Origin of the sequence: Streptomyces sp. NPDC101237 (genome assembly GCF_044767465.1) — a bacterium.
GTDB lineage: Bacteria > Actinomycetota > Actinomycetes > Streptomycetales > Streptomycetaceae > Streptomyces > Streptomyces gramineus.
In genome coordinates, this window is record NZ_JBIWNY010000012.1 from 163238 (window position 1) to 186255 (window position 23018).

The window sequence follows — 23018 nt, forward strand, 5'->3', positions numbered from 1 at the left end:
GCGGCACCCTACTCCTCGTCCCATGGAATGACACACGTTGTCCGGCATGCGGACGCCGCGCGTTGTTCCGTCGCCCGGCGTTCACCCGCACGTGCGGCCGGTGTTGGCCTGCGCTGGGCATAGTTCCTCCCATGGACGTCCCCGACTTCGGCATTCCGCCGCGGCTCGCCGCCCGGATGAGCATGGCCGAGCAGTACGCGTACCTGCGCGAACGGCTCGTGAGCCGCCGCGTGCTGGTGACGGCGGGCGCGCTGGCCGGCGGCGGCCTGGTCGCCGGCTGCACGAGCAGGTCGGCGAGCCCGGCGCCGGCCACCTCCGCGACCCGCGGCTCGGCGGTCGTGCCGTTCGGCCGCCATCTCGCCTTCGGCACCGACCCGCGGACCCGGATGCGGATCTCCTGGCAGGTGCCGTCCGCGGTGCGCGGACCGTTCGTCCGGATCGGGACGCGCCCCGACGACCTCGGCCGGCGCGTCGCCGCCGAGGTCCGGCACCTGCGCACGCCCGGAGTGCAGGGCGTGCGCCCGGTGGTCGAGCAGTACTACGTCCACGCGGCCCTGGACGGCCTCGCCCCGGGCACGACGTACTACTACGGCGTCGGCCACGACGGCTGGGACCCGGCCGCCCCCGAGCACCGCTCCACGATCACGTCCTTCCGCACCGCGCCCGCGCGGCCGGAGCGGTTCGTGTTCACCGCCTTCGGCGACCAGGGCGTCAGCCGGGCCGGGAAGTCGGCCGACGACGCGCTGCTGAAGCAGGACCCGGCGTTCCACCTGCACGCCGGGGACATCTGCTACGCGGACGGCAACGGGACCGGCCGCACCTCGGACGGTTACGACGCCCGTGAGTGGGACCGGTTCCTGCGGCAGAACGACCCCGTGGCCGGCTCGGTCCCGTGGATGGTGACGACCGGCAACCACGACATGGAGGCCTGGTACTCCCCCGACGGCTACGGCGGCCAGTACGCCCGCTTCGCCCTGCCCGACAACGGCTTCGACCCGCACGGGGCGCCCGGCGTGTACTCCTTCACCTACGGCAACGTCGGCTTCGTCGCGCTGGACGCCAACGACGTGTCGTACGAGATCCCCGCCAACCTCGGCTACAGCGGCGGCCGGCAGACGGCGTGGCTGGAGCGGACGCTGAAGGAGCTGCGGGCCGGTGCGGGCGTCGACTTCGTGGTCGTCTTCTTCCACCACTGCGCGTACTCGACGTCCTCGCACGCCTCCGACGGCGGGATCCGGGCCGCCTGGCTGCCGCTGTTCGCGAAGTACCAGGTGGACCTGGTGATCAACGGGCACAACCACGTCTACGAGCGCACGGACGCGGTGCGAAACGGCGAGGTCGGCCGCGAGGTCCCGGTCGGCGGCGCGACCGACCCGGCGCGGGACGGGATCGTGTACGTCACGGCGGGCGGAGGCGGACGGAACCTGTACTCGTTCCCCTCCGGCGTCGAGGACAGCTACGAGGGGCACCTCACCCGGCACGGCCCGGTGAGCAGCTTCCACTGGGCCGAGGGGCAGCACAGCGTGGCGGAGACGGCGGAGTGGTCGCGGGTGCGGTACACCGGCTTCTCCTTCCTCAAGGTCGAGGCGGAGACGGGCACCGCTCCGAGGCTCAAGGTGTCGGCGCTGGCGCACAGCGGTGCGCGGATCGACCACTTCGAGATACGGCGGGGCGGCTGACCCGGGGGTACGGCGCGGCGGTCCCGGCCGCGCCGCACCCCGTGCGGGCGCGGCTCCCGCTCAAGAGGCGGTGCGGGTGGGCTCAGTGGCCGGTCTCGCCGCCGTTGTCACGGCGGTCGAGGGCGCGCTGGAGGGCGGCGGCGGCGTTCTTGCGCTCGGACTCGCTGGTCCGGGACACGTGGCGGACGCGGCGGCGGACGGTCGTCTCGGCCATGGGGATCGACTCCTTCGGCAATCATCTGGAGTACGGCAATGGGGGGTTGCGAGACGCCGGAAGGGGCGGGGAGCGGTGCCGCAGGGGTTGCCTGCACGGGGCCCGGCTCACGACCGCCATTCGCTTGATCGAGCGAGACGTTCGGCTCCTACAAAAGTAAGGGAGCGGCCCGCTCCTGTCTGCACAATTACTCGGACTTCCTACTATCTGAGACGGCGGACCGCGTCACACGGCGCTGAACTGGGCTTTCGCCAGGCGCCGCGGGTGTGACGGATGTGGCGGACGGCCTAGAGGACGTCGCCGTCGCGCCAGTCGAAGACCAGCTCGTGGGCGGGGTCGAGGACGCCGGCGAGACCGGGCCGTACGAAGAGGCAGCCCTCCTCCTCCGCGAGGCGCACGATCCCCCGGTCCGGCGAGAGGGCGCTTATCCTGCCGGGCCAGCACTGCCAGCCGCGGGCGGCGTAGAGCAGCGCGCCGTCGTCGCTGGCGCCGAGCGCCCCGAGGTCGTAGGCACGCTCGACGTACCGCTCCAGGGCCGCCATCACCTGCCCGCCGAGGCCGCGGCGGCGGACGTCGGCCCGCACCGCGACGGCCTCGACGTAGCCCACCCGCAGCCAGGCGCCGCGGTACCGGGCCCGGCGCATGACCACCGAGCCGTGCGCGGCGAGCCCGGCCTCGTCGCGCACGAGGGCGTGCACGCCGCCGAGGCCGTGCTCCCAGTCGGCGTCGGTCAGGTCGTCGCCGAACGCGCCGTGCAGCAGGGCGTGCACGGCGTCGAGGTCGGCGGGGTCCAGGTCTGCGGTGTGCGCGAGACGGAGAGACATGAGCCCAGTATCGGCACGGGGCGGCGGGCGGGAGGCGGACTCATGGGAACGGGCCGGGAAGCCTGCTCGTGGGTCAGGCTTCCCGGCCCGTCGTTCGGGCGGGCCGAAGGTCAGCCCATGTGCGGGTAGGAGTAGTCGGTCGGGGCGACCAGGGTCTCCTTGATCGCGCGGGTCAGCGTCCAGCGCAGCAGGTTCTGCGGGGCGCCGGCCTTGTCGTTGGTGCCGGAGGCCCGGCCGCCGCCGAAGGGCTGCTGGCCGACGACGGCGCCGGTCGACTTGTCGTTGATGTAGAAGTTGCCCGCCGCGTAGCGCAGCTTCTCCATCGTGTACGCGGCCGCCGCGCGGTCGCCCGCGACGACCGAGCCGGTGAGCGCGTACTCGGACACCGACTCCATCTGGGTCAGCATCTCGTCGTAGCTGTCGTCCTCGTAGACGTGCACGGCGAGGAACGGGCCGAAGTACTCGGTGCGGAAGACCTCGTTCTCCGGGTCGGAGCACTCGACGACGGTCGGGCGCACGAAGTAGCCGACCGAGTCGTCGTAGGAGCCGCCCGCGACGATCGTGCAGGTCGGGTCCTCCTTGGCACGGTCGATCGCGGCCTTGTTCTTGGCGAACGCGCGCTCGTCGATCACGGCGCCCATGAAGTTCGACAGGTCGGTGACGTCACCCATCGTCAGGTACTCGACCTCGGCGGCGAACTCCTCCTTGAAGCCGGAGTTCCAGATGGACGCCGGGATGTAGGCGCGGGAGGTCGCCGAGCACTTCTGGCCCTGGTACTCGAAGGCGCCGCGGGTCAGCGCGGTCTTGAGCACCGCGCGGTCGGCCGACGGGTGGGCGACCACGAAGTCCTTGCCGCCGGTCTCGCCGACCAGACGCGGGTAGGTGCGGTAGTTCTCGATGTTGTTGCCGACCGTCTTCCACAGGTGCTGGAAGGTCTTGGTGGAGCCGGTGAAGTGGATGCCGGCGAGGTCGCGGTGGACGAGGGCGACCTCGGAGACCTCGATGCCGTCGCCGGTGACGAGGTTGATGACGCCCTTGGGCAGCCCGGCCTCCTCCAGCAGCTGCATCAGCAGGACGGCCGCGTGGGTCTGGGTGGGCGAGGGCTTCCAGACGACCACGTTGCCCATCAGCGCCGGCGCGGTCGGCAGGTTGGCCGCGATCGCCGAGAAGTTGAACGGCGTGATCGCGTAGACGAAGCCCTCCAGCGGGCGGTGGTCCATGCGGTTCCAGACGCCCGGGGAGTTGGCCGGCGGCTGCTCGGCGAGGATCTGGCGGGCGTAGTGGACGTTGAACCGCCAGAAGTCGACCAGCTCGCAGGGGCTGTCGATCTCGGCCTGCTGGGCCGTCTTGGACTGGCCGAGCATCGTGGAGGCGGCGATGGTCTCGCGCCAGGGGCCGGAGAGCAGTTCGGCGGCGCGCAGGATGATCGCGGCGCGGTCGTCGAAGGACATCGCGCGCCAGGCCGGGGCGGCGGCGAGGGCCGCGTCGACGGCGTCCTGCGCGTCCTGCCGGGTGGCGTGCCGGCCGGTGCCGATGACGGCCTTGTGGTTGTGCGGCTGGACGACCTGGAACTGCTCGCCGCCGCCGAGCCGCTTCTCGCCGCCGATGGTCATCGGCAGCTCGATCGGGTTCTCGGCCAGCTCCTTGAGCTTCGCCTCCAGGCGGGCGCGCTCGGGAGAGCCGGGGGCGTAGCCGTGCACCGGCTCGTTGACGGGGGTGGGGACCTGGGTCACAGCGTCCATGAGATCCGTGGCTCCTTGTACGTGAGCGGGTGTGGCGGGCGGCGGGTGGGAGAGAGACGAGGTGGCGGGCCGGGGGGCCGTCAGCCCTTGCTGAGCATGGAGCGGAGGAAGAAGCGCAGGTTGGCCGGCTTCTCCGCGAGCCGGCGCATGAAGTAGCCGTACCAGTCGGTGCCGTAGGCGGTGTAGACCCGCATCCGGTGGCCCTCCGCGGCCAGCCGCAGGTGCTCGTCGCCGCGGATGCCGTAGAGCATCTGGAACTCGTACTCGTCCGGCTTGCGCCCGGCGCGCCTGGCGAGCTCCTGGGCTATGGAGATCAGGCGGGGGTCGTGGGAGCCGACCATCGGGTACCCCTCGCCCTCCATGAGAGTCCCGAGGATGCGCACGTACGCCTTGTCGATCTCGTGCTTCTGCTGGTAGGCGACCTCGGCGGGCTCCTTGTAGGCACCCTTGACCAGCCGGACCCGGCTGCCGGCCGCGGCGAGGCGGCGGGCGTCGGCCTCGGTGCGGAACAGGTAGGCCTGGATGACGCAGCCGGTCTGCGGGAAGTCCTTCCGCAGCTCCTCGTGGATGGCGAACATCGAGTCGAGGGTGGTGTGGTCCTCGGCGTCGAGGGTGACGGTCGTGCCGATGGCGGCGGCGGCCTCGACGACCGGGCGGACGTTGGCGAGGGCCAGCTCGTGGCCGCCCTGGAACGCGGGGGCGGGCCCACGGGGCCCTTCGAGCGGGGTGGTGGTGGGCGACGGGAGGGCCTGGCCGAACATGGAGAGCTTCACCGACATCTCGACGCGCTCGCCGAGACCGAGGTCCCGCAGCCGGTCGATCAGCGCCAGGTAGGCGTCCCGGGCGGCGGTGGCCTGCTCCGGGGTGGTGATGTCCTCGCCGACGACGTCCATCGTCAGCTCCAGGCCGCGGCCGGTGAGCTGCTCGATGATCGGGACGATGTCGTCGACCGACTCACCGGGGATGAAGCGGTCGACGACCTGCTTCGTCACCGGCGCGGCCGAGATCAGACGTCGCATCCGGTCGCTGCGCGACGCGGCGAGAATCACGGGACCCAGCACGGGGCACCTCCACAACACATGCCAGAACGGCCGCGATCCGACGGGGTGGACACGGCACGGAGAACCACCGTGAAAGGTAGGGATCTCTGCGATCGTGAGCCATCGACAGCTGTCACGCATCCGTGCCGCAGATCTCAGACAGTTGTATGAAGGTACTCGGGAATTGCGGGAGAATGCCCGGGTGACGTCGGAATTCAAGGGTGACTACCAGGAGCCGGTCGACGAGATCTCCGAGCTGCTGGGCGTCCCGGCGACCCTGGAGAACCGCGACTTCGAGCTGCTCGCCTTCGGGGCGTACGACAGCGAGGGCGACCTCGATCCGTCGGCGCTGGACCCGGTCAGGACCCGTTCGATCCTGACCCGGCGCTCCACGGCGGCGGTCCGCGCCTGGTTCGAGGGCTTCGGCATCACCCGGGCGACCGGACCGGTCCGCATCCCGCCGACACCGGAGGCCGGCGTGTACCGGGGAAGGATCTGCCTGCCGGTACGCCATCGGGGTGTGGTGCTCGGCTACGTATGGCTGCTGGACGACGATCCGGGCCCGACGGACGCCCAGCTGGCGGCCGCCATGGAGGTGGCCGGACGGATCGGCGCGCTGCTCGCCGACGAGGCGCAGGCGGGCGCGGGCCTGGGCCGGGAGCTGCGGGCGGTGCTGGTCGCGGAGCACGGCTGGCAGCGGGACATGGCGGTGGCCGAGTTGCGTACCGCGCTCGGCGCCCGCGCGGACGGCCCGCACACGATGGTCTGCGTCGCCCCGTGGCCCTCCGCCGACCCGGACGACGCCCCGTCGCCGCGCACGGTCCCGCACGCCACCGCGCTGTGCACGCTGCCGTGGGGCGCGACCGGCCACAGCCTCGCCGTCCTGGTCAGGCTGCGCAGCACCGACACGGCCACCCCCGCCCTGACGGCCGCCGCGCGCCTGCTCAAGGAGGCCGCGGAGGCCCGGCCGGCCGCGGCGCGCGGGGCCGGGGCGCGCACGGCGGCCGCCGTCGCCGCGGGGTTCGCCGGCGCCGCGGTCCAGGGCCTCGCCGCCGGGGTGGGCGAGGCCCGTACCGGCCTCGCCGAGCTGGCCACGGTCTGGCAGGAGGCGGCCGCCGCGACCCGCGCGGCGCTGGCCGAACCCCGGTTCGGGCCGGTCGCCGAGTGGGCGCACGTGGGCCCGTACCGGCTGCTGACGGCGCTGCCGCCGGAGGCCTCGCACGACCCGGCGGTGGCCGTCCTGCTCTCCCCGGCCCACCGCGAACTCGCCCGCACCGCCGAGGCGTATCTGGACTGCGCGGGCCAGGCGGGCCGCACGGCCGGGGCCCTCGGCATCCACCGGCAGACCCTGTACTACCGCCTGTCCCGGGTGGAGCAGCTCACCGGCCTCGACCTGGACGACGGCGAGGACCGGCTGCTGCTGCACATGGCGCTGAAGCGGGCACGGCTGTAGCCGCCCCGACCGCCGCCCGAGCGGCGGTCGGCATGGGCTCCGCCTGCCGGTACGCCCGGCTGTCAACAGGGGGGGCGACATGGGTGATTTCACGCGCTCGCGGATTACCTGCGCACCGCGGGCCCGGTGCCGCGGGACGGGGAGCTGTTCGCCGAGACGTACGGTGCGAAAGGCGTCGCCGGTGAGGGGTTCGCAACTCCCGGCGGGGCTGTGCGGCACCGCCCTGAGGGACCCGGTCTTCAGCTACCGGACCGTGAACGGCGTCGGCGTCACCGTCGAGCGTTCGCCGCTGTCCGGCGACTTTCTGCGCTTCCCGGCCCGCGCGGTGATCACCTACCCCGTCGGCTGACGGCCGCTCAGCTCTCGGTCGCGGCCTCGACGATCTGACGGCGATCGCCGGGGCGGTGCCGCTGGTGCCGGCGGCGGTGGGGGGCCAGGGTGACGTTGCGGAAGCTCGGCGGCCGGGCGTGCCGGCCGAACGCACGCACGCCGGACGGGCTGGTTTCCCAGCCCGTCCGGCGTGCGCGGACGAGGCCGTTCCGGCCGAAAGCGGGGGCCCGGGGGCGGCAGCCCCCGGACGGCGGCTCAGACCAGGTTCACCGAACGCGCCGAGGTCGCGCCGATCTCCGCCTCCACCTCGGCCAGCACACCGGAGGTGACCGTGTCGTCGACGGTCAGCACGGCCAGCGCCTCGCCGCCCGCGATCGACCGCGCGACCTGCATGCCGGCGATGTTGATGCCCGCCTCGCCGAGGATGCGGCCGACGGTGCCGACGACGCCCGGACGGTCCTCGTAGCGCAGCACCAGCAGGTGGTCGGCGATGGCGAGGTCGACGTCGAAGTCACCGACCGCGACGATCTTCTGGAGGTTCTTCGGGCCGGCCAGCGTGCCGGAGACCGAGACCTCCTCGCCGCTGCCGAGGGTGCCGCGCACCGTGACGACGTTGCGGTGGTCGGCCGACTCCGAGCTGGTGGTCAGGCGCACCTCGACACCGCGCTCCTGCGCGAACAGCGGGGCGTTGACGTAGGAGACGGTCTCGGCGACGACGTCCTCGAAGACACCCTTGAGCGCGGACAGCTCCAGCACCTTCACGTCGTGCTGGGTGATCTCGCCGTAGACCTCGACGTCCAGGCGGACGGCGACCTCGCCGGCGAGCGCGGTGAAGATCCGGCCGAGCCGCTCGGCCAGCGGCAGACCGGGCTTGACGTCCTCGGCGATGACCCCGCCCTGCACGTTCACCGCGTCCGGGACCAGCTCGCCCGCGAGCGCGAGGCGGACCGACCTGGCGACCGCGATGCCGGCCTTCTCCTGGGCCTCGTCGGTGGAGGCGCCGAGGTGCGGGGTGCAGACGACCTGGTCCAGCTCGAAGAGCGGGGAGTCGGTGCACGGCTCCTTCGTGTACACGTCGAGGCCGGCGCCGGCGACCCGGCCCTCCTTGAGCGCCGCGTACAGCGCCACCTCGTCGACGATGCCGCCGCGCGCCGCGTTCACGATCCGCACCGACGGCTTGACCTTGCGCAGCGCCTCGTCGCCGATCAGACCGACCGTCTCCGGGGTCTTCGGCAGATGGACGGTGATGAAGTCGGAGACCTCCAGCAGCTCGTCCAGCGACAGCACCTTGACGCCCATCTGCGCGGCCCGCGCGGGCTGGACGTAGGGGTCGTACGCCACGACCTTCATGCCGAAGGCGGACATCCGCTGGGCGACCAGGGCGCCGATGCGGCCGAGGCCGACGACACCGAGGGTCTTCTCGGCGAGCTCCACGCCGGTGTACTTGCTCCGCTTCCACTCGCCGTTCTTCAGCGCCGAGTTGGCCTGCGAGATGTTGCGGGCGGTGGAGATCAGCAGACCGCAGGCCAGCTCGGCGGCGGTCACGATGTTGGAGGTCGGCGCGTTGACGACCATCACGCCGGCCTTGGTGGCGGCGGAGACGTCCACGTTGTCCAGGCCGACGCCGGCTCGTGCGACGACCCTCAGCTTCTTCGCGGCGGCGATCGCCTCGGCGTCGACCTTGGTGGCGGAGCGGATCAGGATCGCGTCCACGTCGGCGATGGCCGGGAGCAGCTCGGCTCGGTCTGCTCCGTTCGTGTGCCGGATCTCGAAGTCCGGGCCCAGCGCGTCGACGGTGGCGGGCGACAGCTCTTCAGCGATGAGTACGACAGGTTTCGAGCTCACGTGAGTCCTCACATGTCCAATGCGGACGGCCGTCCCGACGGCCGCTGGCGGTGGAGGGGGCTACCGCGGAGACGCACGACGCTGTGGGCCTGACGCGTATGTAGTACGGCAGTGTAGTGGCGTGGTGCCGGTCGTCCTGCGCCTTGGCGGAAGCATCACCCGTCCGAGATTCGACGAGCTGGACAACGGGGCCGGAGCGTCCCGCTCCGGCCCCGTCACCTGCGGCTCACGCCTCTTCGTCGACCCAGGACATCAGCTTGCGCAGCTGCTTGCCGGTGGTCTCCAGCAGGTGCTCGGAGTCCTGCTTCTTGTACTCGTTGTACTTCTTCAGACCGCCGTGGTACTCGTCCATCCAGTTGCGGGCGAAGGTGCCGTCCTGGATCTCCGCGAGGACCTTCTTCATCTCGGCCTTGGTGGCGTCGGTGATGATCCGCGGGCCGGTGACGTAGTCGCCCCACTCGGCGGTCTCGGAGACCGACCAGCGCATCTTCTCCAGGCCGCCCTCGTACATCAGGTCGACGATGAGCTTCAGCTCGTGCAGGCACTCGAAGTAGGCGATCTCCGGCTGGTAGCCGGCCTCGACCAGGGTCTCGAAACCGGCCTTCACCAGGGCGGAGGTGCCACCGCACAGGACGGCCTGCTCGCCGAACAGGTCGGTCTCGGTCTCCTCGGTGAAGGTCGTCTTGATGACGCCGGCGCGGGTGCCGCCGATGCCCTTCGCGTACGAAAGGGCCAGCGCGAAGCCATTGCCCGTGGCGTCCTGCTCGACGGCCACGATGCAGGGCACGCCGCGGCCCTCCTCGTACTGACGGCGCACCAGGTGGCCCGGGCCCTTCGGGGCGACCATGCAGACGTCGACGCCGGCCGGGGGCTTGATGAAGCCGTAGCGGATGTTCAGGCCGTGGCCGAAGAACAGCGCGTCGCCGTCCTTCAGGTTCGGGGCGATGGACTCCTCGTAGACCTGGGCCTGGATCGGGTCCGGGACCAGGATCATGATGACGTCGGCCTCGGCGGCGGCCTCGGACGGGGTCACCACGCGCAGGCCCTGCTCCTCGGCCTTCGCCTTGGACTTGGAGCCCTCGTGCAGACCGACACGCACGTCGACACCGGAGTCGCGCAGCGACAGGGCGTGGGCGTGGCCCTGGCTGCCGTAGCCGATGACCGCGACCTTGCGGCCCTGGATGATGGACAGGTCGGCGTCGGCGTCGTAGAACAGCTCGGCCACTTTGGGTTCTCTCCTTGGTGTGCGGATGGTGCGTCCCACCGTATGACGGCGGGTGGAAGGGAAGGTGCGGGGTCTCGGCATACGGGCGGCCGGCGGCCGGCCGCCCGTGTCCAGCCTTACGCGGATCGGTCCAGTGCGCGCAGCGACCGGTCGGTGATCGAGCGGGCCCCGCGGCCGATCGCGATGGTGCCGGACTGCACCAGCTCCTTGATGCCGAACGGCTCCAGCATCTTGAGCATGGCGGTCAGCTTCTCGCTGCTGCCGGTGGCCTCGACGGTGACGGCCTCCGGGGAGACGTCGACGGTCTTGGCGCGGAACAGCTGGACGATCTCCACGATCTGGGAGCGCGTCTCGTTGTCGGCGCGCACCTTCACCAGAACGAGTTCCCGCTGAACGGCGGCACCCGGTTCCAGCTCGACGATCTTGAGGACCTCGACGAGCTTGTTGAGCTGCTTGGTCACCTGCTCCAGCGGCAGGGCCTCGACACTCACCACGATCGTGATGCGGGAGATGTCGGGGTGCTCGGTGACGCCGACCGCCAGCGAGTCGATGTTGAAGCCCCGCCGGGAGAACAGCGCGGCGATGCGGGCGAGGATGCCCGGCTTGTTCTCCACCAGAACGGAGAGCGTGTGCTTGGACATGGTCTTTATACGTCTCTCTCGCTCAGTCGTCTTCGTTGTCGCCGAAGTCGGGGCGGACGTCCCGGGCGGCCAGGATCTCGTCGTTGGAGGTGCCGGCGGCGACCATCGGCCACACCATCGCGTCCTCGTGGACCACGAAGTCCACGACGACCGGCCGGTCGTTGACGGAGTTGGCCTCTTCGATGACCTTGTCGAGGTCGTCCGGGGACTCGCAGCGGATGGCGTAGCAGCCCATGGCCTCCGACAGCTTCACGAAGTCGGGGACGCGGGTGCCGCGGGCGTCCGGGTTGACGTCGTCGGGACCCGAGTGCAGCACGGTGTTGGAGTACCGCTGGTTGTAGAAGAGGGTCTGCCACTGGCGGACCATCCCGAGCGCGCCGTTGTTGATGATGGCGACCTTGATCGGGATGTTGTTCAGGGCGCAGGTGGTCAGTTCCTGGTTGGTCATCTGGAAGCAGCCGTCGCCGTCGATCGCCCAGACGGTCTGTCCGGGCTGCCCGGCCTTGGCGCCCATGGCGGCCGGGACGGCGTAGCCCATGGTTCCCGCGCCGCCGGAGTTCAGCCAGGTGGCGGGCCTCTCGTACTGCACGTAGTGCGCGGCCCACATCTGGTGCTGGCCGACACCCGCCGCGAAGATCGTGCCTTCCGGGGCGAGCTGTCCGACCCGCTCGATGACCTGCTGCGGGGAGAGCGAGCCGTTGTCGGGCAGGTCGTAGCCGAGCGGGTAGGTCTCGCGCCAGCGGTTGAGGTCCTTCCACCAGGCCGCGTACCGCGACGTGGCGGCCTCGCCCGGCTGGCCCTCGCCGTGCTCCTTCTGCACCGCCTGGATCAGGTCGGCGATGACCTCGCGGGCGTCACCGACGATCGGCACGTCGGCGGCGCGGTTCTTGCCGATCTCCGCGGGGTCGATGTCGGCGTGGACGATCTTCGCGTACGGGGCGAAGCTGTCCAGCCTGCCGGTGACGCGGTCGTCGAAGCGGGCTCCGAGGGCGACGATCAGGTCGGCCTTCTGCAGCGCGGTGACGGCGGTGACCGCACCGTGCATGCCCGGCATTCCCACGTGCAGCGGGTGGCTGTCGGGGAACGCGCCGAGCGCCATCAGGGTGGTGGTGACGGGCGCTCCGGTGAGTTCGGCGAGGACCTTCAGCTCGGCGGTGGCGCCGGCCTTGATGACGCCGCCGCCGACGTAGAGGACGGGCCGCTTCGCGGAGGTGATCAGCTTGGCGGCCTCGCGGATCTGCTTGGCGTGCGGCTTGGTCACCGGACGGTAGCCCGGCAGGTCCATGACCGGCGGCCAGGAGAACGTGGTCTTCGCCTGGAGGGCGTCCTTGGCGATGTCCACCAGCACCGGGCCGGGCCGGCCGGTGGAGGCGATGTGGAACGCCTGGGCGATGGTCCGCGGGATGTCCTCGGCCTTGGTGACCAGGAAGTTGTGCTTCGTGATCGGCATGGTGATGCCGACGATGTCCGCCTCCTGGAAGGCGTCCGTGCCGATCGAGGACGACGCGACCTGCCCGGTGATCGCCACGAGCGGCACCGAGTCCATGTGGGCGTCCGCGATCGGGGTGACCAGGTTCGTCGCACCCGGGCCGCTCGTCGCCATGCAGACGCCGACCTTCCCGGTGGCCTGCGCGTAGCCGGTGGCCGCGTGACCGGCGCCCTGCTCGTGCCGGCACAGGACGTGGCGCACCCGGGTGGAGTCCATCAGCGGGTCGTAGGCCGGCAGGATCGCGCCGCCGGGGATGCCGAATACCGTGTCAGCGCCGACCTCCTCAAGCGAGCGGATGAGGGACTTGGCACCCGAGACGTGCTCGACGGTGGGGGCCTGCTGTCCTCCGGAACGGGGCCGCGGCTGCGGATGGTGGGCCGCGGCGCTCTGCTCGGTCATCGGCATTCTCTTCTCGATGCTGAGGGTTTCTGCGAGTTTCGTACGGATTTCTGCCGCCGTACGTGTGGTGCTGGTGCAACAAAAAACCCCTCGTGCCGTAAGGCAAGCGAGGGGAGCGCGCCGGTGTGGTCGCTGGGGATTCCGGATCCTTCTCCGGCGAGTCCCAGCTCAGCCGACGCGCTGTCCAAGTACGAGAATTCGGGTGCGCATGGAACTGACCCTCCCTCTGACGCGCACCACGTGTCAAGTGGGTGGGACGGGAGTCTCACTATGTGAGCGAAGGGCACTGCCGCCTCCGAACACGGCGGTCACCCCACCGGCGACCGCGGGCACACCACTGGTGTACACCCCCGCGCTCCTGTCCATGGTCCGTTCGCCGCCGCCCGCGCCCGCGAAGGCAGGCTCGGCGGCCGTGTGCGGCAGCGGATAGTGGCCGGAACCCAGCGCCCGGCGCAGCCGGTACTCGTCCAGCGGTCCGGCGAAGGCCATGCCCGTCCCGTGCGTGCACCCCATCGCCCGCAACGCGCTGACCTGCTCGGGCAGGTCCACGCCCTCGGCCACCGACTGGAGCCCGAGATCACCGGCGATCCGCAGCAGCCCGCTGGTGATCTTGTGCAGCCGCGGCGACTCGACGACCCCCTCGACCAGACTGCGGTCGAGTTTGAGCAGGTCGACGGGGAGCTTGCGCAACGCGGTGATCGCCGCGTAGCCGCTGCCGAAGCCGTCCAGCGCGATCCGGACGCCGTGCCGGCTGAGCACGGTCAGCCGCCGCTCCAGATCGTCCAGCGGTACCCGCGGATCGGTGTCGGACAGCTCCAGGATCAGCGCTCCGGAGGGCAGCCCGTACCGGGTCAGCAGGGCCTCCACGGAACCCAGCGGCGAGGACCGGTCGAGCAGCCGCCGGGCGGAGGTCCGGACGGCGACCGGGACCACGAGGCCGTTGGCCGCCCGCTCGGCGGCCTGCTCGACCGCCTCCTGGAGGATCCAGCGGTCCAGCTCCGAGGTCTTGTCGCTGTCCTCGGCGACCCGCAGGAACTCGGCGGGCGTGAACAGCACGCCCTGGGAGGAGCGCCAGCGGGCCTGGGCCGAGACCGAGTCGATCCGGCCGGTCTCCAGGCAGACCACGGGCTGGTGCAGCAGCGCGAACTCGCCGTCGTGCAGCGCGGCCCGCAGCCGGGTGGCCAGCTCCGCCTTGCGTACGACGTCCTGCTGCATCTGCGGCCTGTACAGCTCGACGCGGCCCTTGCCCGCCGACTTGGCGCGGTACATCGCCAGGTCGGCGTTGCGCAGCAGCTCTCCGGCGCCGAGGCCCGGTTCGGCGAAGGCGACACCGATGGACGCGTTGACACGGACATCGTTGCCGTCAATGAGGTACGGCTGCGAGAGGGTCACCCTGAGGCGGTCGGCGAGCTCCAGGATGTGCCGCTCCCGGGCACTGCGGTCACGGGTGCCGTCCCCGACGATCAGCGCCGCGAACTCGTCGCCGCCCAGCCGGGAGGCGGTGTCGCCGTGGCGGACCGCGTCCTGGAGCCGTCGCGCGGCCTGGACGAGCAGTTCGTCGCCGGCCTGGTGACCGATCGTGTCGTTGACCGCCTTGAACCCGTCCAGGTCGATGAAGAGCACCGCCGTGTTCCGCAGGGCGGTGCCCCGGTCGGAGGAACGGCGGCCGGACAGGGCCTGCTGCACCCGCCGGGTGAACAGGGCCCGGTTGGGCAGGTCGGTGAGCGGGTCGTGCTCGGCGTTGTGCTGGAGCTGCGCCTGCAGCCGGACCCGTTCGGTGACGTCACGGCTGTTGAAGATGAGGCCGCCGTGGTGCCGGTTGACGGTGGACTCGACGTTGAGCCAGCCGCCGTCTCCGGACCGGAAACGGCACTCGATACGGGTGGTGGACTCCTCGTGGGGCCCGGTGGCCAGGAACCGGCGGACCTCGTGGACCACGCAGCCCAGGTCCTCCGGGTGGATGAGGTTGCCCAGTTCGGAGCCGACCAGTTCGTCGGCGGGGCGTCCGTAGACCCCGGCGGCGGCCGGGGAGACGTACCGGAGGATGCCGTTGGGCGCGGCGATCATGATGACGTCGCTGGAGCCCTGCACCAGGGACCGGAAGTGGTTCTCCTGATGGGCCAGTTCCTGGGTGAGGGTGATGTTGTCGAGCAGCATGATGCCCTGGCGCACGACGAGCGCGAGCACCACGCAGCCGGCGGTGATCAGGACGACGTGGTCCGGGCTGCGGCCGTTGAGCACGTTGTAGAGGATGCCCAGCGTGCACACGGCGGCGGCCAGGTAGGGCGTGAGCGCGGCCAGCGAGCCGGTCAGCGGGCGGCCCGACGAGTACCGGCCGTGCTCGCCGCCCGGCGCGGCGGCCGGCCGGGGGGCCGGGGTCCGCGCGCCGGGCACGTGTTCGTGGACCACGCGCGCGTGCGCCTCGGGCTCCGGCGCCGGCCTGGGCGGGGCCCAGGGGGCGTACGCCAGCAACAGCGAGCCGGCGAACCAGCCCGCGTCCAGCAGCTGGCCGGAGCGGTAACTGCTGTGCAGCAGCGGTGAGGTGAACAGGGCGTCGCACATCACGGTCAGGGCGAGCGCGCCGATCGCGGTGTTCACCGCGGTGCGGTTGCCCGGCGAGCGCCGGAAGTGCAGCGCGAGCACCATGCTGACCAGGGCGATGTCCAGCAGCGGGTAGGCCAGCGAGAGCGCGGTGTGCGCGACGCTGGGCCCGTCGAGCCGGGCGGCCTGGGCGAGCGCGAGGCTCCACGACAGGGTGAGCAGGGAGCCGCCGATCAGCCAGGCGTCCAGTGCCAGACAGATCCACCCGGCCTTGCTCATCGGCCGCTTGGCCAGCACCAGCAGACCGACGATGGCGGGCGGCGCGAAGCACAGGAAGAACAGGTCGGCGTAACTGGGGCTGGGCACCGGCCGCTGGAGCACGACCTCGTACCAGCCCCAGACCGCGTTGCCGAGGGCCGCCATCGCCGAGGAGAGGGCGAACAGCAGCCAGGCGGGTCGAAAGCGGACCCGCGGGGAGCGGGCGTAGAAGAAGCACGACACGGCGGCGGTGCCGGCGGCCGCGGTCAGACCGAAGTCGCCCATGAACAGGGCGATCTGGTTCGAGCCCCAGTCGAACGCGGAACCGACGGCGTATCCCGCGCAGATCAGGGCCAGGACGAGTTGGCGGACCACGCCGGTCCCGCTGCCGGTGACCGGCGGGCGGGAACGCGGCTTCTGAGCCGGAGGCTGTGCCCGCAGCGCTCCGGGGAGAGTGGTCGGCACGGGCGTCGGGGCCGTCACCGGACCCTCCCGGTCCGTGTCGAGCCCGGGTCCCTCGGGCCCCGGTGCGCCGGGTGGGCATTCCTCCGGCGTGCGCTGTGCCTTCGGTGGTGGTGATGGCAGGTGTGGTGGCCGCGTCTGCGCGCAGCTGTGCGCCAGGGTCGCCGCCGGCGGCTCCGCCGCGTCGGATCGTTCGTCCATAGGCCGTGCATCGCCCGTCGCCCCCCTCACGAATCTGAAATGTCCATCCCCGGCGCCGAACGGTGCGCGGCGCAGCCCCTGTCGGGACGATACACCAGTCTCGTCACTCAGGGACATAGCTTCTCTACGCTCCGTGACGACCAGCGACTATGCGGGCACGCACCGCGCCCGGAAGGTCGCGTACCGTACTGGAAGCGGATTACACGCGTCTTGCTGCGATTGTCAGTTGTCGGCGGATCCCGTCGTGAGGATCACGTTGCGCAGCGGCTCCCGGTTCACGAAGCGGGTCAACTGGTCGACGACGACCCGCTTGGCGCGCGGCAGGAAGGCCGAGGTGGGGCCGCCGACGTGCGGGCTGATCAGCACGCCGGGCGCCTGCCACAGCGGGTGTCCGGCAGGCAGCGGCTCGGGATCGGTGACGTCCAGGGCGGCGGTGAGGCGACCGCTCGTGAGCTCGGGCAGGAGCGCCTCGGTGTCGACGACGGCTCCGCGCGCGACGTTCACGAGCAGCGCGCCGTCCTTCATCCGGGCCAGGAACCCCGCGTCGACCAGGCCACGGGTGGCGTCCGTGAGGGGTGTGGAGACGATGACGACGTCGGCTTCCGGAAGCAGACGGGGCAGTTCGGTGAGCGGATGCACGGGACCGCGCGCCGAAGCGCGCCCGGAGCGCGCGACGCGCGCCACCCGCGCGACTTCGAAGGGCACGAGCCGGTCCTCGACGGCCGCGCCGATGGCGCCGTAGCCGACGATCAGGACGCTCTTGTCGGCGAGGGCGGGGTGGAAGCCGCCCTCCCAGCGCTCCTGCTGCTGGGCGCGCACGAACCCCGGCACTCCGCGCAGGGACGCGAGGGTGAGCGTCAGCGCGAGTTCGGCGGTGCTCGCGTCGTGCACCCCGCGCGCGTTGCACAGCGCCACGCCGGGGACGATCAGGTCGAGGGCCGCGATCATGTCGTCGACGCCGGCGGTGAGGGTCTGGACGAGACGCAGGCCGCTCATCCTCGGCAGCGGGCGGGCGCGCACCGCCTGGGGCTTCATATAGGGGACGACGTAGACGGCGCAGTCGGCGGGATCGCCGGGAAAGTCCTGCTCCCCGTCCCAGAACAGGTAGTCGAGCCCGTCGGGGAGCTGCTCGAACTCCTTCAGCGGGATGGGGAGCCATGCGTCTTGGGTCATGCCAGGAGGCTATGTCAGGAGCGCTCGGGCCCAGAGGTTAGGTTGGGTGTTCCAGAAGGAGGTTCACGGGCTGGTGGAGCGCAGGACGATCGGCGCGGGGGCGCTGGCGACGGGGGCCGTCGGACTCGGGTGCATGCCGATGAGCTGGGCCTACAACGGGTCGCGGCAGCGCGGTGACGAATCGGCGCGGGCGGTGCACCGGGCCCTTGACCTGGGCGTCACGCTGCTGGACACCGCGGACATGTACGGGCCGTTCACCAACGAGCTGCTGCTCGGGCGGATACTCAGGGAGCGGCGCGCCGAAGCCTTCGTGTCGACCAAGGTGGGTCTGCTGGTCGGCGACCAGCACGTCGTGGCGAACGGCAGACCCGGATACGTCAGGCGCGCCTGCGACGCGTCCCTGCGGCGGCTCCAGACCGACGTCATCGACCTCTATCAACTGCACCGCGCCGACCCGGAGATCCCCGTCGAGGAGACCTGGGGCGCGATGGCGGAACTGGTGCGGGCGGGAAAGGTGCGCGCGCTGGGGCTGTGCGCCCTGGGGGCGCGCGGAGGGCGCAGGTCCGGCGCGCGGCTGCATGACGCGACCCTGCGCCAGTTGCAGCGGGTGCAGCAGGTGTTCCCGGTGAGCGCGGTGCAGGCGGAGCTGTCGGTGTGGTCGCCGGAGGCGCTGGAGGCCCTGCTGCCGTGGTGCGAGGCGCGGGGTGTGGGGTTCCTGGCGGCGATGCCGCTGGGCAACGGCTTCCTCACCGGGACGCTCACACCCGGCGAGGGCTTCGAACCGGACGACGTGCGGGCCCGGCACCCGCGCTTCACGGCGGAGATGATGGCCGCCAACCAGCCGATCGTGGCCGGGCTGCGGCGGGTCGCCCGGCGGCACGGCCCCGAGGTCACCGCGGCCCAGGTGGCGCTGGCGTGGGTGCGGGACCGCGGGCGGCACGTGATACCGGTTCCCGGGACCAAGCAGTGCCGGTGGGTGACGGAGAACGCCCGGTCGGCGGAGGTGCGGCTGACCGCCGAGGACGCCGCCGAGCTGGGCTCGCTGCCCGCGGCCCAGGGGTCCTGGGACTAGCGGCCGGGTGCCGTCGCCACCCGGTGGCCGGGGCCGCGGCGTCGTGGCTGATCGCGGCGTTCCCGCGCCCACGGCGGGGCACTGCACTACCGTCGGTCGTGCGGGGGGTCGGGCATGGTGAAGGGACTGTGATCGTGCAACGTCGTGCTGTGCCCGCCGTGTTGGCAGGGTTCCTGCTGGTGGCCGGGTGTTCCTCCGGTGGCGGCGGTGAGGACGCCCCGCCGCCCTGGGTGAGGACTCCGTCCGCGTCCGCGAGCGCCGCCGCGTCCGCCGGGACGGGCGGGCCGGCCGCGCCGGCCAAGGGCTCGGCCAAGGTGCTGCGGACCGTCGCCGGCGGCCTCAAGTCGCCCTGGGGACTCGCGCCGCTGCCGGACGGGGCGGGGCTGCTGGTCTCCGACCGCGACGACGGGACGATCAGCAAGGTCGACGAGAAGACCGGGAGGAAGACCGAACTGGGCGCCGTCTCCGGGGTGTCCGCGGCCGGCGAGGGCGGTCTGCTGGGCATCGCCCTCTCCCCCGGCTTCTCCTCGGACCACATGATCTACGCCTACTTCACCTCGGCCTCCGACAACCGCATCGTGCGTCTGCTCTGGGACCGCGACAGGCCGGCCGGGGAGCAGCTCGGCGCCCCGGACACCGTCTTCAAGGGCATCCCCAAGGGGTTCATCCACAACGGCGGGCGGATCGCCTTCGGTCCGGACGGCATGCTCTACGCCGGCACCGGCGAGAGCGGGCAGCGCGGCCTCGCCCAGGACAAGGGCTCCCTGGGCGGCAAGATCCTGCGGCTCACCCCGGAGGGCGACCCGGCCCCCGGCAACCCCTTCCCCGGCTCCCCCGTCTACACCTACGGCCACCGCAACGTGCAGGGCCTGGCCTGGGACGAGAACGAGCGGCTGTACGCCTCGGAGTTCGGCCAGGACACCTGGGACGAACTGAACGCCGTCAAGCCCGGCGGCGACTACGGCTGGCCGAAGGCGGAGGGCACCTCCTCCGACGCCGCGTACGTGAACCCGATCGCCCAGTGGCACCCCGACGACGCCTCCCCCAGCGGCATCGCCTATGTCGACGGCGTGATCTGGATGGCCGGACTCAAGGGCCGGCGGCTGTGGCGCGTCCCACTGAAGGGAACCGTCGCGGGCGCCGCGCCCCAGGCCTTCCTCCAGGGTACGTACGGCCGGCTGCGCACGGTCGTGGCGGCGGGCGGCGACAAGGTGTGGCTGGTGACCAGCAACACCGACGGGCGGGGCACGCCGAAGCCGGGTGACGACCGGATCCTGGAGGTTCAGGTGCGCTGACCGGCGGCGGTGCGGTCGGCCCGCTCGGACGGGAACAGGTCCAGGCGGTGGGCCACCGCGGCGGCCTCACCGCGTCCCGAGACGCCGAGCTTGCCCAGGATGTTGGAGACGTGGACGCTGGCCGTCTTCGGGGAGATGAACAACTCCTCGGCTATCTGGCGGTTGGTGCGGCCCGCCGACACCAGCCGCAGCACGTCCCGCTCCCGGTTGGTCAGGCCGAGACTCTCGGCGGGGTCCAGGGCCCGGCGCGGGGTGCCGGTGGTGAGGGTGAGGCGGGCGCGCTGGGCGAGCAGGGCGACGGCCTCGGCGAGCGGGCGGGCGCCCAGGTGGCCGGCCGCCGCACCGGCCAGCCGGAGCAGTTCCGTGGCACGGTCGCGCTGGTCGCCGCCGTCCGCCTGCTCCAGCAGGACCTCGGCCAGACGGCGGCGGACCCGTGCGAGGTCGTACGGGCGCTCCAGGCATTCGAAGGCGGTGACGACGTCCGACCAGAGCGCGACGGTGTCGGTGCCGCGGGCGCGGTGCAGTTCGGCGCGGGTCCAGCGTTCGTACGCCCGCCACAGGGGTGCCCCGGTGGTGAGCTTGCGGACTGCCTCGGCGAGCCGGTCGAGGAACTCGGTGCGGCCGTCGGCCACCGCGGGCAGCGCGCGGGCGTCGGCCTCGGCAGCGGCGGCGGCCAGCAGCAGGGGCCAGCCGTAGCGCTGGGTGCCCGGCGGGAACCCGGCTTCCAGGGCGCGGTCCAGTTCGGTGCGGGCGTCGAGGTGGCGGCCCTCCGCGGCGGCGACGCCGACGGCGATCCGGGCGACGGGCAGCAGCGCCTGCGGCATCGGGTCGTGGGTGCCGTAGTGCTCGTGGGCGATGGCCAGTTGGCGGGCGGCCTCGGCGGCCTCCCCGCGGGCGAGGGCGATGTGGGCGAGCCGCAGGGCGCCGGCGCCGCGGGGCTTGGCGCTGGCCGCGGAGCCGAGCGCGCCGGCCGCCGCCTCGGCGGCCTCGTCCCACCGGCCGAGCGCGTACAGCGAGTCGGAGAGGTTGCCCCAGATCCACACCTCGGAGTCCAGCAGGCCGTGCCCGCGGGCGAAGGCCAGGCCCTCGCGCAGGAGCGGCACCGCCTCCGCGCTGCGGCCGACCGAGTCCAGTTCGGAGGGCAGGTTCACGTAGACGCGGCCCGCGACACCGGCCGCCCCCTCGCCGAGGGCGGTCTCCTTGACCCGGCGCAGTTCCGCCAGACCGTCCTCGACGTCGCCCGCGTCGACCATCAGGGAGCCCAGGGTCACGCGCGCGTTCAGCTCGATCTCCCGGGCACCCACCATCCGCGCGTACTCCACGGCCCGTTCGGCCGCGGCGAAGGCCTCGGGGCCGGGTTCGTGGAGCATGCGCCAGTTGGCGACGTTGGCCAGCACGTCGGCGTGCACCTCCGAGGGCGGCAGGCCGCGCACCAGGTCCTGGGCGGTGCCGAGTTCCTGCCGGCCGTCTCCTCGGGCCAGGTCCTGGACCAGCCGGGACCGCTGTACCCAGAACCAGGCGGCGCGCAGCGGATCGCCTTCCTCCTCGATGATCCGCAGCGCCCTCTTGGTGATCTTCAGGGCGCGTTCGCGTTCCCCGCTGAAGCGGCCCGCGACCGCCGCCTCCGCCATCAGGTCGAGATACCGCAGCGGCGCGGTGGCCGGATCGCAGCCGCACGGAGGGTAGACGTCGGTGCAGTCGATCGGGCGCAGCGCGGCTCGGGTCTCCTCGGGGGCGGCGTCCCACAGTTCCATCGCCCGCTCCAGGAGCCCCAGTTGCTCGCTGTAGGCGTGCCGGCGGCGGGCCACGACAGAGGCGGCAAGGACGGCGGGCAGGGCCTTGGCGGGGTCATGGGCCTGGTACCAGTAGTTGGCCAGCCGGGTCACGCGCGCGTCGGCCGCCACCAGCCCCGGATCGGACTCCAGGGCCTCGGCGTAGCGCCGGTTGAGCCGGGAGCGTTCGCCGGGGAGGAGGTCGTCGGCGACGGCCTCGCGGACCAGGGAGTGCCGGAAGCGGTAGCCGTCGCCGCCGGGCGCGGCGGTGAGGATGTTGGCGCCGACGGCGGCCCGCAGCGCTTCGATCAGGTCGTCCTCGGCGAACCGGGCGACAGCGGCGAGGAGCGGGTACTCGACGGTCGAGCCGCCCTCGGCGACGATCCGGGCGACCCGCTGGGCGCTCTCGGACAGCGCCTCGACCCGCACCAGCAGCAGGTCGCGCAGGGAGTCGGTGAGCCCGGTGCAGCAGCCCTCGGCCCAGGCGACGGCCAGTTCCTCGACGAAGAAGGCGTTGCCGTCGGAGCGCTCGAAGATCTCGTCGACCTGGGCGGGGTCGGGTTCGGCGGCGAGGATGCCGGCCATCTGGCGGCCGACCTCCTCGCGGGTGAAGCGGGCCAGTTCGATGCGGCGGACGGTGCGCAGCCGGTCGAGTTCGGCGAGCAGCGGGCGCAGCGGGTGGCGGCGGTGGATGTCGTCGGCGCGGTAGGTCGCGAGGACGACGAGCCGGCCGGTGCGCAGGGTGCGCAGCAGATAGGACAGGAGGTGGCGGGTGGAGGCGTCGGCCCAGTGCAGGTCCTCCAGGGCGACGACCACCGTGCGCTCGGCCGCCACCCGTTCCAGCAGCCGTGCGGTGAGCTCGAAGAGGCGGGCCATGCCCTGTTCGTCGTGGCGGCCGGCCGGGGCCTCGCCGAACTCGGGGAGCAGCCGGGCCAGTTCGTCCTCCTGGCCGGCGGCGGCCGCGGCCAGTTCGCCGGGCAGAGCGGCCCGCAGCGCGCGCAGCGCGGTGGAGAAGGGGGCGAAGGGCAGTCCGTCGCCGCCGATCTCCACGCAGCCGCCGAGCGCGACGACCGCGCCCCGGCGGCAGGCGGCCGCGGCGAACTCCTCGACCAGCCGGGTCTTGCCGACACCGGCCTCGCCGCCGAGCAGCAGCGCCTGCGGCTCGGCGGCCTCGGCACGGGCCAGCGCTTCGTTCAGCGTCCCCAGTTCGTCGTTGCGGCCGACGAACACAGGACTCACGGACCTGGTTTCCACGGGGCAGAGCATCGCATGCGGCTCGGAGAGGACGGCAGCGGTTTTCCACAGCCTGGGTGTGTTCGTCGTACGAACCGACGGCAGGCTGCCGTGCGGCTCGCCTCCCGAC

Annotated in this window: 17 protein-coding genes; 5 read left to right on the forward strand and 12 right to left on the reverse strand. The window is 72.3% G+C overall.

Annotation, left to right across the window (positions count from 1 at the left end; all coding sequences use genetic code 11):
• The first annotated feature begins 131 nt into the window (after positions 1 to 131).
• The gene (locus ACIRQ9_RS20310; protein ID WP_404174891.1) at positions 132 to 1679 is read left to right on the forward strand and encodes a purple acid phosphatase family protein; all 1548 of its coding nucleotides are present in this window, start codon (positions 132 to 134) and stop codon (positions 1677 to 1679) included.
• Positions 1680 to 1761: 82 nt separating this feature from the next.
• Here ACIRQ9_RS20310 and ACIRQ9_RS20315 read toward each other — a convergent pair whose 3' ends face one another.
• The 4 genes from ACIRQ9_RS20315 to ACIRQ9_RS20330 all read right to left on the reverse strand — a co-directional run bounded on the left by ACIRQ9_RS20315 (position 1762) and on the right by ACIRQ9_RS20330 (position 5520).
• Complete coding sequence (locus ACIRQ9_RS20315) at positions 1762 to 1893, reverse strand: hypothetical protein (RefSeq protein ID WP_089098576.1); 132 nt, start codon at positions 1891 to 1893, stop codon at positions 1762 to 1764.
• A 287-nt stretch (positions 1894 to 2180) separates the two neighbouring features.
• A complete protein-coding gene (locus ACIRQ9_RS20320) occupies positions 2181 to 2717 on the reverse strand; it encodes a GNAT family N-acetyltransferase (RefSeq protein ID WP_404174894.1) in 537 nt (178 codons plus the stop codon).
• Positions 2718 to 2827: 110 nt separating this feature from the next.
• Positions 2828 to 4459: an L-glutamate gamma-semialdehyde dehydrogenase gene (gene pruA / locus ACIRQ9_RS20325; RefSeq protein WP_404174897.1), complete on the reverse strand. Its 1632-nt coding sequence runs from the start codon at positions 4457 to 4459 to the stop codon at positions 2828 to 2830.
• An 80-nt stretch (positions 4460 to 4539) separates the two neighbouring features.
• The gene (locus tag ACIRQ9_RS20330; protein ID WP_404174900.1) at positions 4540 to 5520 is read right to left on the reverse strand and encodes a proline dehydrogenase family protein; all 981 of its coding nucleotides are present in this window, start codon (positions 5518 to 5520) and stop codon (positions 4540 to 4542) included.
• A gap of 181 nt (positions 5521 to 5701) precedes the next feature.
• On the opposite strand from ACIRQ9_RS20330, the gene ACIRQ9_RS20335 reads away from it, so the two are divergent.
• Both ACIRQ9_RS20335 and ACIRQ9_RS20340 read left to right on the forward strand, forming a co-directional pair.
• Positions 5702 to 6952: a PucR family transcriptional regulator gene (locus tag ACIRQ9_RS20335; RefSeq protein WP_404174903.1), complete on the forward strand. Its 1251-nt coding sequence runs from the start codon at positions 5702 to 5704 to the stop codon at positions 6950 to 6952.
• 181 nt (positions 6953 to 7133) lie between these two features.
• A complete protein-coding gene (locus ACIRQ9_RS20340; protein WP_404174906.1) occupies positions 7134 to 7301 on the forward strand; it encodes a hypothetical protein in 168 nt (55 codons plus the stop codon).
• Between the two features lie 7 nt (positions 7302 to 7308).
• On the opposite strand, the gene ACIRQ9_RS20345 is transcribed toward ACIRQ9_RS20340, so the two are convergent.
• The 7 genes from ACIRQ9_RS20345 to ACIRQ9_RS20375 all read right to left on the reverse strand — a co-directional run bounded on the left by ACIRQ9_RS20345 (position 7309) and on the right by ACIRQ9_RS20375 (position 17516).
• The gene (locus ACIRQ9_RS20345; RefSeq protein WP_404174909.1) at positions 7309 to 7440 is read right to left on the reverse strand and encodes a hypothetical protein; all 132 of its coding nucleotides are present in this window, start codon (positions 7438 to 7440) and stop codon (positions 7309 to 7311) included.
• 97 nt (positions 7441 to 7537) lie between these two features.
• Positions 7538 to 9127 (reverse strand): phosphoglycerate dehydrogenase, encoded by a 1590-nt coding sequence (gene serA, locus ACIRQ9_RS20350; protein ID WP_404174912.1) that lies wholly within the window; start codon positions 9125 to 9127, stop codon positions 7538 to 7540.
• Between the two features lie 226 nt (positions 9128 to 9353).
• Complete coding sequence (gene ilvC / locus ACIRQ9_RS20355) at positions 9354 to 10352, reverse strand: ketol-acid reductoisomerase (RefSeq protein ID WP_351323474.1); 999 nt, start codon at positions 10350 to 10352, stop codon at positions 9354 to 9356.
• 116 nt (positions 10353 to 10468) lie between these two features.
• On the reverse strand, positions 10469 to 10993 hold the full coding sequence (gene ilvN / locus ACIRQ9_RS20360) for an acetolactate synthase small subunit (RefSeq protein WP_404174917.1): 525 nt from the start codon (positions 10991 to 10993) through the stop codon (positions 10469 to 10471).
• Between the two features lie 22 nt (positions 10994 to 11015).
• The gene (locus ACIRQ9_RS20365; RefSeq protein ID WP_404174920.1) at positions 11016 to 12881 is read right to left on the reverse strand and encodes an acetolactate synthase large subunit; all 1866 of its coding nucleotides are present in this window, start codon (positions 12879 to 12881) and stop codon (positions 11016 to 11018) included.
• Positions 12882 to 13124: 243 nt separating this feature from the next.
• Positions 13125 to 16163 (reverse strand): putative bifunctional diguanylate cyclase/phosphodiesterase, encoded by a 3039-nt coding sequence (locus ACIRQ9_RS20370; protein ID WP_404174923.1) that lies wholly within the window; start codon positions 16161 to 16163, stop codon positions 13125 to 13127.
• Between the two features lie 402 nt (positions 16164 to 16565).
• A complete protein-coding gene (locus ACIRQ9_RS20375; protein ID WP_404174926.1) occupies positions 16566 to 17516 on the reverse strand; it encodes a 2-hydroxyacid dehydrogenase in 951 nt (316 codons plus the stop codon).
• Positions 17517 to 17589: 73 nt separating this feature from the next.
• Between ACIRQ9_RS20375 and ACIRQ9_RS20380 the strand changes: the two genes are divergently transcribed.
• Entirely contained in the window at positions 17590 to 18588 is a 999-nt protein-coding gene (locus tag ACIRQ9_RS20380) for an aldo/keto reductase (protein ID WP_404175131.1), read from the forward strand.
• 149 nt (positions 18589 to 18737) lie between these two features.
• Entirely contained in the window at positions 18738 to 19883 is a 1146-nt protein-coding gene (locus ACIRQ9_RS20385; protein ID WP_404174929.1) for a PQQ-dependent sugar dehydrogenase, read from the forward strand.
• Here the strand turns inward: ACIRQ9_RS20385 and ACIRQ9_RS20390 are convergent.
• Entirely contained in the window at positions 19871 to 22921 is a 3051-nt protein-coding gene (locus ACIRQ9_RS20390) for an AAA family ATPase (protein WP_404174932.1), read from the reverse strand. The two genes, ACIRQ9_RS20385 and ACIRQ9_RS20390, sit on opposite strands and share 13 nt — an antisense overlap.
• Positions 22922 to 23018 lie beyond the last annotated feature (97 nt).

Coding starts and splice junctions, on each gene's coding strand:
- ACIRQ9_RS20315 (WP_089098576.1), bottom strand. CDS start 1,893: ATGGCCGAGACGACCGTCCGCCGCCGCGTCCGCCACGTGTCCCGGACC.
- ACIRQ9_RS20365 (WP_404174920.1), bottom strand. CDS start 12,881: ATGACCGAGCAGAGCGCCGCGGCCCACCATCCGCAGCCGCGGCCCCGT.
- ACIRQ9_RS20390 (WP_404174932.1), bottom strand. CDS start 22,921: ATGCTCTGCCCCGTGGAAACCAGGTCCGTGAGTCCTGTGTTCGTCGGC.
- ACIRQ9_RS20375 (WP_404174926.1), bottom strand. CDS start 17,516: ATGACCCAAGACGCATGGCTCCCCATCCCGCTGAAGGAGTTCGAGCAG.
- ilvN (WP_404174917.1), bottom strand. CDS start 10,993: ATGTCCAAGCACACGCTCTCCGTTCTGGTGGAGAACAAGCCGGGCATC.
- pruA (WP_404174897.1), bottom strand. CDS start 4,459: ATGGACGCTGTGACCCAGGTCCCCACCCCCGTCAACGAGCCGGTGCAC.
- ACIRQ9_RS20320 (WP_404174894.1), bottom strand. CDS start 2,717: ATGTCTCTCCGTCTCGCGCACACCGCAGACCTGGACCCCGCCGACCTC.
- ACIRQ9_RS20310 (WP_404174891.1), top strand. CDS start 132: ATGGACGTCCCCGACTTCGGCATTCCGCCGCGGCTCGCCGCCCGGATG.